Source organism: Peptostreptococcus russellii (assembly GCF_900110295.1).
In the GTDB taxonomy this organism is placed as follows: Bacteria; Bacillota; Clostridia; order Peptostreptococcales; family Peptostreptococcaceae; genus Peptostreptococcus; species Peptostreptococcus russellii_A.
The window spans coordinates 108,389-124,429 of sequence record NZ_FODF01000005.1; the positions used below are offsets into that span (position 1 = coordinate 108,389).

The 16,041-nt window shown below is 31.2% G+C and carries 11 protein-coding genes; 2 read left to right on the plus strand and 9 right to left on the minus strand.

Going from position 1 to position 16,041, the window contains the following annotated elements:
* Nucleotides 1–10 precede the first annotated feature (10 nt).
* From BMY82_RS04605 to secA, 3 genes are all read right to left on the minus strand, one after another.
* The gene (locus BMY82_RS04605) at nucleotides 11–2,167 is read right to left on the minus strand and encodes a Tex family protein (RefSeq protein ID WP_091975175.1); all 2,157 of its coding nucleotides are present in this window, start codon (nucleotides 2,165–2,167) and stop codon (nucleotides 11–13) included.
* Nucleotides 2,168–2,179: 12 nt separating this feature from the next.
* A protein-coding gene (gene prfB / locus BMY82_RS04610; RefSeq protein WP_144019719.1) for a peptide chain release factor 2 occupies nucleotides 2,180–3,305 on the minus strand; the annotation gives its coding sequence in 2 pieces (ribosomal slippage) (nucleotides 2,180–3,238 and nucleotides 3,240–3,305; 1,125 coding nt in all).
* Nucleotides 3,306–3,497: 192 nt separating this feature from the next.
* Complete coding sequence (gene secA, locus BMY82_RS04615; RefSeq protein ID WP_091975179.1) at nucleotides 3,498–6,188, minus strand: preprotein translocase subunit SecA; 2,691 nt, start codon at nucleotides 6,186–6,188, stop codon at nucleotides 3,498–3,500.
* A 484-nt stretch (nucleotides 6,189–6,672) separates the two neighbouring features.
* Between secA and BMY82_RS04620 the strand changes: the two genes are divergently transcribed.
* Entirely contained in the window at nucleotides 6,673–7,212 is a 540-nt protein-coding gene (locus tag BMY82_RS04620; RefSeq protein ID WP_091975181.1) for a folate family ECF transporter S component, read from the plus strand.
* A gap of 650 nt (nucleotides 7,213–7,862) precedes the next feature.
* On the opposite strand, the gene BMY82_RS04625 is transcribed toward BMY82_RS04620, so the two are convergent.
* The 4 genes from BMY82_RS04625 to BMY82_RS04640 all read right to left on the minus strand — a co-directional run bounded on the left by BMY82_RS04625 (nucleotide 7,863) and on the right by BMY82_RS04640 (nucleotide 13,153).
* Nucleotides 7,863–8,633, minus strand: a complete 771-nt coding sequence (locus BMY82_RS04625) for a ComF family protein (protein WP_242938913.1) — start codon at nucleotides 8,631–8,633, stop codon at nucleotides 7,863–7,865.
* A 70-nt stretch (nucleotides 8,634–8,703) separates the two neighbouring features.
* Entirely contained in the window at nucleotides 8,704–10,929 is a 2,226-nt protein-coding gene (locus BMY82_RS04630) for an SF1B family DNA helicase RecD2 (RefSeq protein ID WP_091975183.1), read from the minus strand.
* Between the two features lie 59 nt (nucleotides 10,930–10,988).
* On the minus strand, nucleotides 10,989–11,885 hold the full coding sequence (locus tag BMY82_RS04635) for a CobW family GTP-binding protein (RefSeq protein WP_091975185.1): 897 nt from the start codon (nucleotides 11,883–11,885) through the stop codon (nucleotides 10,989–10,991).
* 206 nt (nucleotides 11,886–12,091) lie between these two features.
* Nucleotides 12,092–13,153: an NAD(P)-dependent alcohol dehydrogenase gene (locus BMY82_RS04640; protein WP_091975187.1), complete on the minus strand. Its 1,062-nt coding sequence runs from the start codon at nucleotides 13,151–13,153 to the stop codon at nucleotides 12,092–12,094.
* Nucleotides 13,154–14,102: 949 nt separating this feature from the next.
* Between BMY82_RS04640 and BMY82_RS04645 the strand changes: the two genes are divergently transcribed.
* Nucleotides 14,103–15,302: a YkvI family membrane protein gene (locus tag BMY82_RS04645; protein ID WP_091975189.1), complete on the plus strand. Its 1,200-nt coding sequence runs from the start codon at nucleotides 14,103–14,105 to the stop codon at nucleotides 15,300–15,302.
* A gap of 105 nt (nucleotides 15,303–15,407) precedes the next feature.
* On the opposite strand, the gene BMY82_RS04650 is transcribed toward BMY82_RS04645, so the two are convergent.
* Together BMY82_RS04650 and BMY82_RS04655 are read right to left on the minus strand one after the other, a co-directional pair.
* Nucleotides 15,408–15,731 (minus strand): PTS sugar transporter subunit IIA, encoded by a 324-nt coding sequence (locus BMY82_RS04650; RefSeq protein ID WP_091975191.1) that lies wholly within the window; start codon nucleotides 15,729–15,731, stop codon nucleotides 15,408–15,410.
* A gap of 1 nt (nucleotide 15,732) precedes the next feature.
* Nucleotides 15,733–16,035, minus strand: coding sequence for a PTS sugar transporter subunit IIB (locus BMY82_RS04655; RefSeq protein ID WP_091975193.1), 303 nt, complete (start codon nucleotides 16,033–16,035; stop codon nucleotides 15,733–15,735).
* Nucleotides 16,036–16,041 lie beyond the last annotated feature (6 nt).

Here is a 16,041-nt window from a genome sequence, read left to right on the forward strand (position 1 = left end):
GTTATTTAATTTATACTTGTTTTACATCTTTCATAGATAGAGATACCTTAGCTCTTTGAGTATCTATAGCTATTACTTTAACTTTTACAATATCCCCTACGGTCAATACATCTGAAGGAGTTTTGATTCTTTTCTTAGAAATTTGAGATATATGAACTAAACCATCATTTTTTATACCTATATCAACAAAAGCACCAAAATCTACTACATTCCTTACTGTTCCTGTAAGTTCCATTCCTTCTTCTAAATCTTCAAGCTTCATTACATCAGTTCTAAGAACAGGTTTAACTCCTGTTTCTCTTATATCTCTTCCTGGCTTTTTAATCTCTTCTATTATATCTTTCAATGTAACCTTACCTACACCAGCATCTTCTGCCAACTTGTCCAAACCATAGTTTTTTACTCTCGTATCTATGTCCTGTAAATTCCCTGAAGATACGTCATCCATAGTATAGACAAGCAACTCTAATAACTTTTCACAAGCCTTATAACTTTCTGGATGCACACCTGTATTATCCAATGGATTTTTGGCTTTTGCTATTCTTATAAAACCTGCCGACTGTTCAAATGCAGCAGGCCCAAGTCTTTTTACCTTTTTAATTTGATTTATATTTTCAAACTCTCCATTTTCATCTCTATAGGCTACTATATTTTTTGCAACTGATGAAGATATTCCAGCTATATGCTCTAATAGAGAATATGATGCTGTATTGATATCTACACCTATTTTATTTACAGAGTCTTCTACTACACCGTCTAGTACCTCTGAAAGTCTTTTGGCATTAAGATCATGCTGATATTGTCCAACACCTATACTTCTAGGTTCTATCTTTACAAGTTCTGCCATTGGATCTTGAAGTCTTCTGGCTATTGAAATTGCACCCCTAATAGATACATTAATATCTGGATGTTCTTCATTAGCAAGTTTTGATGCTGAGTAAACTGATGCACCAGCCTCATTAACTATACAGTAGCTTACATTCTCTTCCATTTCAGAAATCATCTCTGCAACAAACTTTTCTGATTCTCTAGATGCAGTACCATTACCTATTGAGATAATATCCACACCATACTTCTTTATCATATTCTTTAGAGTCTTTTTAGCCTTTTCTACATCATTTTGTGGCTCAGTAGGAAATACAGTTGTATAGTCTAAAAGCTTTCCATTTTTATCTACTATAGCTATTTTGCACCCTGTTCTAAATGCTGGGTCAAATCCCATTACTACTACATTTCTTACTGGAGGTTGTAAAAGTAATCCATTTAAATTTTTAGCAAAAACTTCTATGGCTCTTTCCTGTGCAATTTCTGTAAGGTGATTTCTAATTTCTCTTTCTATTGAAGGGAAGATTAGTCTTTTATAAGAATCTTCGGCTATTTCTCTAATTATATCAATATTTCCTGTATTATCTTCACTAGTATACTTGCTTACTATTTCATCTATGAATTTCTGATCATCCATTTCTAGCTTAACTGTTAAGAATCCTTCTTTTTCACCTCTGTTTATTGCCAAAACTCTATGTGGAAGTATTTCCTTTACCTTTTCTGAAAACTCATAGTACATCCTATACACTGAATCTTCCTTGTCATCTTTTGCCTTTGAAAGAAGAACAGATCTTTTTAGAGCATCTTCTCTTATAAATTTTCTTATTTCTGCATCTTCACTCATTTGCTCTGCAACTATATCTTTAGCCCCTGCTATTGCAGACTCTACATCTTCAACATCTTTTTGGGGATTTACAAACTTGGCTGCTTCTTTTCTTATGTCTGCATTTTTAGATAGAAGTATCATCATCGCCAAATTTTCAAGACCTTTTTCTTTTGCAATAGTAGCTCTTGTTCTCTTCTTCTTTTTATAAGGAGCATATATATCTTCCGCTTCCTGAAGTGTTTTAGCCTTATCTAAAGCTTTCACTATTTCATCAGTAAGCTTTTCTTGTTCATCTATTAATCTTTTTATATCTTCTTTTCTATCTGCAAGATTTCTTAAGTAAGTAAGCTTTTCACCAAATTCTCTTAGCTGTACATCACTCATTTCTCCTGTCATTTCTTTTCTATATCTTGCTATAAAAGGTATAGTATTGCCCTCATCTATTAGTTTTATTGTATTTTCTACTTGAAATTTTTTAAGATTTAATTCCTTGCATAAAATTTTTTCTATATCCATTATTATCCCCTTTTATTTCTCTTTTTTTACAAACGCCCTCAAATAGCCATACATAAAGGAATCCAATTCCCCATCCATTACGGCATCTACATTTGCATTTTCTATATTAGTTCTATGATCCTTTACCAATTTGTAGGGTTGGAATACATATGATCTAATCTGACTACCCCAGGTAATCTGATTATACTGCCCGTGTATATCCTCTATCTTTTCCTTTTTTTCTTCTTCTTTAATCTGAATTAACTTGGCAATCAAAAGCTTCATAGCTACATCTTTATTGGTGTGTTGACTTCTCTCGTTTTGACAAGAAACTACTATTCCTGTTGGAAGATGTGTAATTCTCACAGCAGAATCAGTTGTATTTACATGTTGTCCACCAGCTCCAGAAGCTCTGTATGTATCTATCTTTAAATCATTTGGATTAAGTTCAATATCTATATCATCATCTAATTCAGGAGTTACATCTACTGAAGCAAATGAAGTATGTCTCTTGCCAGATGAATCAAATGGAGATATTCTAACTAACCTATGAACACCTTTTTCACTCTTTAAATAGCCATAGGCATTTCTACCTTGAACCAATATAGTGGCTGTTTTTATTCCTGCAGCCGGATCTGAAATTAAGTCTAAAAGCCTAACTTTCATCCCTCTGTCTTCAGCCCATCTTATATACATTCTCAAAAGCATCTGTGACCAGTCTTGTGCATCTAAACCACCTGTTCCTGAATTTATAGATACTATGGCATTATTAGAATCATACTCTCCAGAAAATAGCATCTCTAATGTCATACTTTCAATTTTAGATGAAAGTTTGGAAATACTTTCTTTTATAGAAGATTCTACCTCTTCATCCTCTTCATGACTTAACTCTCCCTGACCAAGCTCTATAAGAGTTTCAATGTCTTCCAATTCACTATTCAGTTCTCCATATTCCTCTATAATAGCTGTAAGATGCTTATTTTCTTGCAATATCTTATTTGCATTTTCACTATTTTCCCAGAAACTTTGTTCCTCCATCATAGTGTTTATATCTGCTTGTCTTGCTTTTAGACTATCCAAGTCAAAGTGAAACACCCAGCTCTCTCACCTTAGAAGATAGTTCTTCACACTCCGACTTATAATCTTGAATATTAATCATTAATCTCTTCACTTCCAATTCTTTTAATAAATTTCTTATATACTTTTAATATATAATCTATATATTATTTTATACACTTTTATAAACTGTATAAATCTATATATTTGTTTTTTAATAGCTAAAACTAGGCAATAGCAATTCTTTAATGAAAAAAGGCAGTATGCAAGGACATACTGCCTAATAATTTACTTATTATCTACCACAGCAGTTTTTATATTTCTTTCCACTTCCACATGGGCAAGGATCATTTCTTCCTACCTTTGTTTCCGCTACTGCTTGTTTACCCTTCTTGGCTTTTTCTTCAAAATCTTCTTCTGTTGCTGGAGATTCTAATGAATCTACATCTACTACAGCCTTTCTTTCTACAGGAATTTCTACCTGTATGTTAAATAGGTATGCTACTGTATCCTGTCTTATTAGAGAGTTCATCTCATCGAACATTTCAAAGCCTTCCATCTTATATGCTATAACTGGATCTATCTGACCTATCGCTCTTAATCCAATACCCTGACGTAACTGATCCATAGCATCTATATGATCTATCCAGTGGTTATCAACTGACTGAAGAAGTATAATTCTTTCTACTTCTCTCATTCTTTCTGAACCTATAAATTCCTCCTTTTCTGCATATAATCCTAAAAGCTTATTGTAAACTGCTTCTAGAGCATCTGCTGGAGATATAGAAGCTAAGTCTATATCATCTATTTCGCCTGCAGGAATAATTTGATAGATATAATGTTTAAATCCTTCAATGTCTAATACGTCCTTATCATCTGTATATTTATTTATAGCATCAGTTATTACATCTCTCATCATCAGTTCAATCTGTTCTTGTAGATTTTCTCCTGATAAAACTCTTCTTCTTTCTTGATAGATGATTTCTCTCTGCTTATTCATAACATCATCATATTCAAGGACATTCTTTCTTATACTGAAGTTCTTACCTTCTACCTTCTTCTGTGCATTTTCAATAGATTTAGTAAGCATTCTATGTTCGATTGGAGTATCATCGTCCATACCTAATCTTCCTAGAAGTTTCTGAACCTTTTCACTACCAAATAATCTCATAAGGTCATCATCAAGAGCTATATAGAATCTTGATTCACCTGGATCACCTTGACGACCGGCACGACCTCTTAACTGGTTATCTATTCTACGAGATTCATGTCTTTCTGTACCTAATATGCAAAGTCCTCCAGCTTCAAGAACTGCCTTCTGCTCTGCATCTGTTTCTTCCTTAAATTCCTTGTACAACTTCTTATATGTTTTTCTAGCTGCATCATATTCTTCTTTATCTTCAACACCAGCAACTTCATTTGCTGAATTTACTCTATTTATCATCTCATCGGTAAAGTTTAATCTCTTCATCTCTTTAAGTGCCATAAATGAAGGGTTACCACCTAGAAGTATATCTGTACCTCTACCTGCCATATTAGTTGCTATTGTAACAGCACCTAGTCTACCTGCCTGAGCAATTATTTCTGCTTCTTTTTCATGGAACTTGGCATTAAGTACATTATGCTTTATTCCGTATCTATCTAGTATACTTGATAGAAGTTCTGATTTTTCTATTGATACAGTACCTACTAGCACCGGCTGATTACAAGCATGTCTTTCCTTGATATCCATTGCAACAGCATTGAATTTTGCAAGCTGATTTGCATATACTACATCAGGATGATCCTTTCTAAGTATAGGCTTGTTTGTTGGAACTTGGAAAACATCCATCTTATAAATAGATTTAAATTCTTCTTCCTCTGTTTTAGCAGTACCTGTCATACCAGAAAGCTTGTTATACATTCTGAAATAGTTCTGGAATGTAACTGTAGCAAGTGTCTTTGATTCTCTCTGAACTTCAAGTCCTTCTTTAGCTTCTATAGCCTGATGTAGACCTTCTGAGTATCTTCTACCAAACATTAATCTTCCTGTAAATTCATCGACAATAACTATTTCGCCTTCTTTAACAACATAGTCTACATCTTTCTTCATAATTACATGAGCTCTAAGAGCCTGATTTATGTGGTGATAAAGCTCTGTATGTTCCATTGTAGTTATATTCTCTACATTAAAATATATTTCCGCTTTTCTAATACCAGATTCAGTAAGCGAAACAGCCTTATCCTTTTCTTCTTTTTCATAATCATCTTCATCTAAAGTAAGTATAAATACATTTGCATCTGAATACATATGAGTAGACTTGTCCCCAGGTCCAGATATAATAAGAGGAGTTCTTGCTTCGTCTATTAAGATTGAGTCAACCTCATCGACAATTGCAAAATTAAGACCTCTTTGAACCATTTGTTCTTCATGTATTACCATATTATCCTTTAGATAATCAAATCCATATTCATTATTTGTACCATATGTAATATCACAGGCATATTGTTCTTTTCTTTCATTATGATTCTGTCCGTGTACAATAACACCTACAGAAAGTCCAAGAAATTCATACACCTTTGCCATTTGATCACGGTCACGCTTTGCAAGATAATCATTTACTGTAACAACATGAACTCCCTTACCTTCAAGTGCATTAAGATAAACAGGACATGTTGCAACAAGTGTCTTACCTTCACCAGTTTTCATCTCTGCGATACGTCCCTGATGAAGAACCATACCACCTATAAGCTGAACCCTAAAGTGTCTCATTCCAAGTATTCTTGATGAAGCTTCTCTTACAACAGCAAAAGCATCTACTAAAATATCATCTAATGTTTCGCCATTTTTTAATCTTTCTTTAAGGACTGGAGTCATCCCCTGCAATTCTTCATCGCTCATTGCTTTATATTTATCTCCGACTTTATCTATTTCATCAACAATTTTGTTAAATCGTTTTAAATCTTTTTTATCTGCCATATTAAAAAGGCTATCTAAAAAACTCATTCACACATCTCCTTAAGTTTATTTTCGTAATTTGTACACATAGTTAATTTTAACATAAATATTACCCTTTGAATAGTCGCAAAGAAACAAGACTATTCAAAATCTCTATGTTACAGCATGGTTCTATCTAATTTTTGTATAGCAAATTTTCTATATTTTTTTATTTTATATATTTATATAATATACTATATTATCCTTTAAAAATTCTTTATAAAATATCTTTATATTAAAAAAATTTATATCTCATTACAATTTTTCTCTTCCCACGATTAAAATCAATTTCTATTTATGCTTTTCAACCTTTTTTAAAAATAAATAAAATAGTTTTTTAAAATAAACAACTTATTGAATTTAATTTTTATCAAATTTCTTTCATATTATTGTTTTTTATACTTATTTCTTTCATATTATTGATTTTTATGTCCATTTAGTATATTATCATTCTAGAGTACTCTTATCATATAATTCGTGAGGAGGTGAAAATATGAAAGAAAAATTCAGTTTAAAAGGCGCAAATATTCGTGATGTCCGTACATTAACAGGTTCTGCTCTTTTAATAGCACTGGCTGTTATTATAGATTTTTTTAGACTTGTAATTAGCAATCTCTTAGAAATATCATTTGAATTTGTAGCATATGCTGTTGCAGGTATACTTTACGGACCTATTATCGGTGGAATGGTTGGCGGTATCTCAGACGTTATTCAATACGTTATTAGACCTTCAGGACCTTTCTTCCCTGGATTTACCTTAAATGCAATACTTAGCGGTTTTATTTTCGGTCTTTTCTTATATAATAGAAAAATCACAGTTAAAAGAGTCGCACTTGCTGTATTAGTTGAAGGATTAGTTGTAACATTACTTTTAACTCCTCTTTGGCTAAGTATAATGTATGGTGCAAAGATTTTTGCACTTCCTAGAATTATTAAATTTGTGGCTATGTTCCCACTTAGAGTTGCTTTGATTTATGGTGCAGGAAAAGTCCTGGAAAAGCAAAGACTTACAAGGAAGTTCAAATCAGTATAATTAAAATACTTATATTAAGAAAAAATGCATACCTTGATTTCTAGAGAAATTAAAATATTAATTCTTTAGTTCAAGGTATGCTTTTATTTTTTATATTTTATATAGTTAATATATAAGACTGTCTCAATTTAAATAAAATTAAACTTTTAAAAAACTTATTCATTTAAACTTTTCCAAATTGATAATGTATTTAGCTGACCTGATCTTTGACCCCACACTCGCCTGCTGGAACTTTCGCTCACGTTAGCTCACTACTAATCCTCTCGATTATTTTATCGGCAGGTCTTACTTCTAAGCCGCGCCATGCTCACATCTACCCATTATTTTTTATGATGCTTACGTGGATCCCTTTGCCCGCGACTGGCTTGGACTTGCAACCACAGACCTAAATACTCTATTATTTTATAATCACTAGACTATAATGTCAACAACTTTATTTTTTTATAGGCTCTTTATGTATTAAAAAATATCATAAAGTCTTATCTTTAATATCTTATTTTTACATAAAAAACTTATATATATTCTAAATGTAGCTAAAGAATAACAAAAAGAATGTTTTTACCAAATCTTAAAATCATCTTCCTTATAATAGCTTTAATTTTCAATGGTAATTATATATATTATATCCAAATATCCAAAAACAAATTTATTTAACTATTATATCTCCCAGTTAGAAATGTCAGTGCTACTATCCTATTGACTCCCCTTAGCTTTAGCTCCTTGCTAATTTCATTTATAGTTGCCCCAGTTGTAAAAATATCATCTACTATAAGAATATTTTTACCTTCCAGACTTTCTTCTCCTTCTTTAATTGAAAAAGCGCCTAAAAGTTCTTTTTTCCTATTGCTAGCCATCATTTTGTGAAGCTTTTTGGTATTTTTACTTCTATATACTGCACTACTTATTTTTATACCTGTTAAAAATGATAAATATAAGGCAATTTTTTCTGATTGGTTAAAACCCCTATCTCTTTTTCTTTCTTTGGATAGCGGTACATACATTATTAAATCAGCTTTATCTAGTTCTTCTGAATTATACTTTAACATATAATCATAAATTATCTGAGCTATTATTTTTGCAAGATAAGTTTTTCCTGAATATTTAAGAGAAAATACCATTTTTTTAGAAATTTGATCATATTCTATAAAAGATATATTCCTATCGAAAATAAAACTTTTGCCCTTACAATATCCACAGTCTTTATAGTAATTATTTTCATCTATGCTCAAATTGAGCTTGGGTTTTCCACACTTTCCACAAGCTTCATGTATAAATATCATTTTTTCTCTGCAAGTATGGCAAATAGAATACTTATTTTTTCTACTTATTGGCATATTGCAAATTACGCAATTGAGATTCTCCGGATATAAAACTTTAACTATTCTTTCTATAAATTTTTGAAAATTATCTTCTAAAAACAAAAAAGCACCCCCTCAGGAGGCACTTTATATATGGATTTAATTATTTTTAATAAAATGCCAAAATTTGACCTTAATATTCTTCTTCTAAAATATTATTTCTCTTAAAGGCATTTAATTTATATCCTAAATTAGAGTATCTATCATTATTTTTGTTATTTGAAATCATATAATCCATATATTTTTTCTGACCAACTATTACAACTAATTTTTTAGCTCTTGTAACAGCCGTGTATAGAAGATTTCTACTTAAAAGCATAGGCGGTCCCCAAGTCATAGGCATTATTACTACTGGAAATTCACTGCCCTGACTCTTATGGACTGTCGTACAAAAACAATGCTCTAACTCATCTAGTTCATCAAATTTATATTTAAAAATTTTGTATTCATCAAATAGAACATATATTGTCTTGGCAGATTTATCTATGTGGTAAATATATCCTATATCTCCATTATAGACACCTTCTCCGTGGTCTGTTCCCTCTTCATTGTTCCAAGTTCTTGAATACATATTTTTTACCTGCATTACCTTATCGCCAACTCTAAAAACTCTCTTCATAAGTTCTACTTCTTGTCTTGCTTGATAGTGAGGATTTAATACTTTTTGAAGCTCTACATTTATATTATTTACTCCAGCTATTCCCTTTCTCATAGGAGACAGGAGCTGTATATCTTTCAAAGAATCAACCTTATAATATTTTTCAAGTCGACCACTTACAAGGCTTTTTATTTCTTCCAAAATCTCTTCGTCACTATCTTTATTGATAAAGAAAAAGTCACTGTCTTTCTTATTTGCTACAATATCTTCGCCATGGTTTATTCTATGGGCATTAACTACAATATCACTTTCCTGCGCCTGTCTAAAAATTTCTGTCAATCTAACTGTAGTGATTACACCTGAAGATATTATATCTCCTAACACATTACCCGCTCCAACTGAAGGCAACTGATCTGCATCACCTACCATGATCAGCCTAGTTTTCGGACTCATAGCCTTAAGCAAATTATCCATTAAAAATATATCTATCATAGATGCCTCATCAACTATAATTACATCTGCATTTATGGGTTCTTCTTCATTTTTTGTAAATATTAATCTATCATCTGAATCAAATGCCATTTCAAGAAGTCTGTGTATTGTTTTTGCCTCTTCACCAGTAGTCTCTGTCATTCTTTTTGCAGCTCTTCCAGTTGGTGCTGCTAAAACAACCTTATTCTTATTAATTTTAAACAATCTAATAATTGTATTTATAGTAGTAGTTTTTCCTGTACCTGGACCACCTGTTAGAACCATTACACCATTTTCAAAAGCAGCCCTTACAGCCTGTTTTTGAGCTGCTGCAAGATAAATTCCTTCTGTTTCTTGAAATTCCTCAAGCTCTGTTTCAATATCAATCTTTACATCTCTTTGCTCTGAATTTGACAAACTAATTAAGCCCATACAAACATCAAGTTCTGCCCTATGATATTTTGACATATAGACTATGTTAATTTCTCCATATCTTTCTAAAACTACCTTTCTAGAAAGTGCCAATTCAAATAAAGCTTCCTCTACTTCTTCTTCTGAAATTCCCAAAAGGCTCACTGCCTCTCTAGTAACTATATTTTCTGGCAAAAAAGTATGTCCACTATTTATAGAATTTTTAAGAACATGTAAAATTCCCTGTTCAATTCTATATTTAGAGTCCCTATCTATACCACATTGTTTTGCTATTTCATCTGCAACTTTAAATCCAATACCTACAATATCATCAATTAACTGGTAAGGGTTTGTTCTTACAATTTCCAGAGAATTAGAACCATATTTTTTAAATATCTTCATACTTAACTTTGGACTTATTCCATATGGTGAAAGAGATATTATTACATTTTTTACACCCATATTTTCATTATAGCTCTCTACAATTGGTCCAAGCTTCTTTTTCCCTATTCCCTCAACTTCTAAAAGTCTTTCAGGATTTTTTTGTATTACTTCTAAAGTCTGTATTCCAAACTTATCGACAATCTTTTCCGCCATTTTTTCTCCGATGCCTTTTATTACACCAGATGATAAAAATGACATTATACCACTTATTGTAGACGGTACTACTACCTGATACGAGGACACATTAAACTGCCTTCCATATATATCATGTACAATCCAACTGCCTTCAACTTCAATATTTTCACCAGTGGCAAGCCCAGGCATTATACCTGTAATTACTTCTGTAAATTCTTCTGTTTTTATTTTAGCTACAGTGTACCCATTCAGATCATTAGAAAAAATAACATCTGCTACTGTACCTTCAAACTTCTCCATAAAATTGCCTCCTGATTTAATCTAGTCGATTATATTTTTTTGTAACCGTCTCTAAAAATTTATTTACAAGAATTAAATAAAAGCTTTAATTCTTCTTTATTTAAATCCTTTCCTATAAGTACTAACTTTGACTCAGCCATAGCATCTATTTTTTCTAAAGTATATCTTTCACCGACTATATCAACCTTAGCCCAAGCACCATTTATAGGAAGAAATCCCTTGGCTCTAATTATATTGCCAAATCTCCCTCTCATAATTGCTGACATATATGATTCAAATATATATAGTTCATCAAAAGATATATTCTTAAAAGCTATATTATCTATATTACTTCTTAAAGCTGATGTATCCTTGTAGTCTATTTCATCATCCCATTTTAATTCTAAAATTTCTTCCCACCAAATATCATCATAAGAAGAAAATTCCTCCGTATTTACTATTGCTTTAGGATTGATTTTTAATATAGAATCTCTTGCTCGCTTTATTTCTTCTTTAGTCATATTGCTGGTTTTAGAAACTACAACAAATTTAGAACTTTTAATCTGGTCTACAAATATTTCTTCAAATTCCTTTGAATATTTGTCAATACAATTAGGATCTACTATTGTTACAGGCTCTAGTATTTTTATTCTATCGTACTGAACTTTTTTAATATTATCAAGTACAGAGCTGAGCATACCTACTCCTGTTGGCTCTACTATCAAAACTTCTGGATCTAAAGAGTTCGCTATGGTCATAACAGAATTTGCAAAGTTTGACTTCATCGAACAACATATACATCCTTCTGTCATCTCCCAAATTTTATCATAATCTTTTTTTAATAAATCTCCATCAATTCCTACTTCTCCATATTCATTTTCAAGAATCACAAAATCTCTCTTCAATTTATTTGTCATTTTTTCAATGAAAGTTGTCTTGCCTGCCCCCAAAAAACCTGAAACTACTAATATTTTCATAATAACACGCAAAAGCCAATCGGCTTTTCCTCCTTCCAAATCATATTGATAGCTAAATTTACCATCTTTTTCTAAATTTATTCTAATATCATATTTCTTAATAAAAATGACCCGTTTTAAAAAACGGGTCAAATATTTTAACTACAATGACCTGTCAAAGTTACTATTTCCAACAGATACATTATATAATAAATTCAATTTATTGTCTATTTTTCTACTCTTACAACTGGTTTAATTAAATCAGCCGGCTTTTCTTTCATTAACATTAGTGCATCTTCTACATGGTCAAAACCTTCAAATCTATGAGTAATCAACTTAGATAAATCAAGCTTTCCAACAGATACTAGTTTGGCTAGTTTTTCCATTCTAAGTCTACCACCAGGCATTAATCCACCTTGAATCTGCTTGTGTCCCATACCAACGCCCCACTCAACTCTTGGTATTTTTACATAATCACCTGAACCTAAATAATTTACATTACCTATTTTTCCACCAGGTTTTAAGCATTCAACAGCTTCTGCAAATGTATCTACTGTTCCACCAGCTATAATTACCTTATCTACTCCCTTGCCATTAGTCATTTCAAGAACTTGCTTGGCAATAGGACCATCCTTATAACTTATAAAATCAGTAGCTCCATAGAATTTAGCAGCTTCTACACATACTGGTCTTGTTCCAACAGCAATAATTCTTGAAGCTCCTCTTAAATTTGCACCTGCAACAGACATCAATCCCACTGGACCAATACCGATTACAAGAACTTCATCACCAAACTGAACATCTGCCAATTCAACCCCATGGAATCCAGTAGGCACCATATCTGATAGCATACAAGCTTCTTCTGGCTCTATGTTATCAGGTAACAATGCTAAATTGCCATCAGCATCATTTACATGGAATAGTTCACCGAATACACCATCCTTGAAGTTAGAAAACTTCCATCCTGCAAGCATACCATTAGAATGCATTGGATAGCCTGCTTGAGCCTCTAATGAATTCCAGTCTGGAGTAATTGCTGGTACCAAAACTCTATCTCCAGGTTTGAAATCTTTTACTAGCTCACCTACTTTAACTACTTCACCACAACATTCATGTCCAAGAATCATATTTTCTCTTTCACCAACTGCACCTTCCCATACAGTATGAATATCAGATGTACAAGGTGCTAAAGCAATTGGCTTAACCAAAGCATCTAAAGGACCACATACCGGTTCCTCTTTTTCAATCCAACCAACCTTACCGATTTCTAGCATTGCAAAACCTTTCATAACAAAAACCTCCAAATTCAATTTTAAAATATAATTTAATAGTTATTATTAAAAGATAAATAAATAATATTTACTTGATAGAAAAGCTTTCTTTGATTTTTTATGCGGAAAGGATTACATAAGAAGTAAATTTTATTTTTTATATAAACAATATCTTGTAAATAAATTTTTATACTTATTGTTAATTAAAGTAAGACACTATTTATAGCTATATCAGTATATTATAGATAGTATAAATTATTAGTTAATAATTTATATACCCCTTTCACTAACTGATAAACAAATATCATTTTTTTATTTGAATAATCCGAATAATAATTTCATTATTTATATAGGTATTTCTATATAAACTTTTTACTTATGTCTAATTCCTAGAAAAATTCTTAATAATTATTATTTTTACTTTTTCTTTATTTATATATATAAAGTTTATTATTAATATAGTTTTTTTATATATTCGACTAGAATATAATAATTTTTTTCCATATCTTCTCCATATCAAGGAATATTTTAAGATGTTCAAAAATAATTTTTAAAATAGATAAACTTTAAAAAACATACTATACATCAATATTTTTTTGACAATTATATAGCTTATAATCTGTAGCACTTACTTATTTTTTTATTTATACCGTTTCTTTTGTTAAATATTTTTCTAGTATAGTCTATATTAATTAAATATTTTTAAAAATAATTCTACTATTTATCGATTTCCTAAACCTTATAAAAGCCTTTATTTTCCCTATTTTATAGCTATTTAAACTTTTTTTATTAAATCATTTTTTTCTACATCTAATCAGTTTATTATTTGTTAAATATTTTTTTATTTATATTGTTAAAAAATTATGCAATTCGTGTTATAATTGAATTATAGATGAAATCATTTTCCCAAGAAAGTGCTTTCGCTAAAAGATAAAATTATATTTAAAAATTAAATAGGAGGATTATTATGGAAAAGAAAAACAAATTTTTAACATCCATAAGTATAGGTGTCGCAACTGTTTGGTTTTCAACTCATTGTGGTGCTGGATTTGCTTCTGGAACTCAAGAATTGCAGTACTTTGCAAATCACGGTTGGTTTGGAGTTTTCATGCCTATACTTACATTCGTAATCATTGCTGTAACTTATTATGTAGGTCTTGAAACAGCTAGACAAACAGACAAGTGGAGCTATGATGCTTGGTCAAAGGAAGCTTTTGGAAAGGCTTCAAAGATATTCTCTCCTGCTATGGACATAAGTATCGTTATTACTACAATTGCCGCTACTGCAGCTACTATTGCAACAGGTGGTCTACTAGTAAACCAATATCTTCACTTACCTGTAGCTGTAGGTTCTATTGCAATGTTTGTTATTGTAACTTTAATATGTATCTTTGGAGAAAAGGTTGTAAGAAAAAATGCCATGATTATGACGGGAGCTATTTTAATTATTGTTTCTATTGTTTTAGTCGCTGGACTTATAAAGTTTGCTCCTCAAATAGGAAAGCTAATGTCTTCAGGATATGTAAATCCTACTTCTTCAAAATGGAGTATTTCTGGAAGTAATGAAACTGTGCCAGGAAATATCGGTAATGCTCTTTTATGGGCTCTTACTTATGCTGGTTTCCAGATTAGTGCAATAGGTGGTATAACATCATCTTTCAAGGGTGCTAAATACAAAGAAGAAGCTAAAGGTGCTATGATTATAGGTTGTGTAATCAACCTGCTTATGCTAGTTGGTATTTGCTTATTAATATTCTCAGGAATGCCTGATATATATATTAATGAAGCTTCTAGAAAACTTCCAACTGTATTTATTGTTAATCAATTGGATATACCTATATTAGAAATACTTTACCCAATTCTTTTATTCCTTGCTCTTATTACAACTGCAGTTGGATTTATATTTGGTATGGTACAGAGAATAGAACCATATGCTCTTAAGAATATGAAAAATGATTTATTAAGAAAAGCAATTATAAGTGTTGTATGTCTTGCAGCTTGTTATCTTGTTTCAACTCTAGGCTTAATGTGGGTTGTAAAGGTTGCTTACAAGTATTTAGGAATATTTAACTGGCTATTTATTATACTTCCACTATGGTTTATTGGATATAAGAACATAGCTAGAAGAGATAAAGAAAAACTCTCTGCAGATCAATCTGCTAAATAGCTGATAAAAATCGTATAATTAAAGAACTAATAAAAAGCAGCGAGTTTGCTATAAACTAACAAACTCGCTGCTTATTTTTATTTAACTAGATTAAATAAATAAAATCTAGTTTTTTATAGAATTTAGCTCTTTATGTAACTCAATTACTTCCTGAGCTAATATTTTAGAAAGTTCTGTGCTAGACATTTGATCCTCAGAGTGCATTAGCAAAATTGAAAACTCAGTTTTTTCTCCACAAGCTTCTTTTTGTATCAACTCACTATGAATCTTATGAGCCTTTAAAAAATATTCTTCTGCTTCTTCCATTAATCTATTTGCCTCATCATATTCTTTCGCTTTGGCTTTTTGAATTGCCTCTATATAATTAGACTTGGCAGATCCACTATTGGATATTATTTGAAAACATATCATCTCTAGTTCTTCACTCATTTTAAACACCCATAGCCTTTAAAGCTTCTTTTAAAACCTTTTTACCATTCATCATTCCATAATCTTGCATATTAATAGCTTCTACAGGAATATCTTGAGCAACTTTTTTAAGGTTGTTAAGTTCATATCTTATCTGTGGTCCTACTAGGATCATATCTGCAGAATCTATACTTTTTTTAGCCTCTGTTAAAGATTTCGCTTCAATATTAACATCTATATTTTCACTCTTTGCAGCATCCTGCATTTTTTTTACTAACATACTTGTAGACATTCCAGCATTGCAAACTAATAAAATATTTTTCATTTTAAT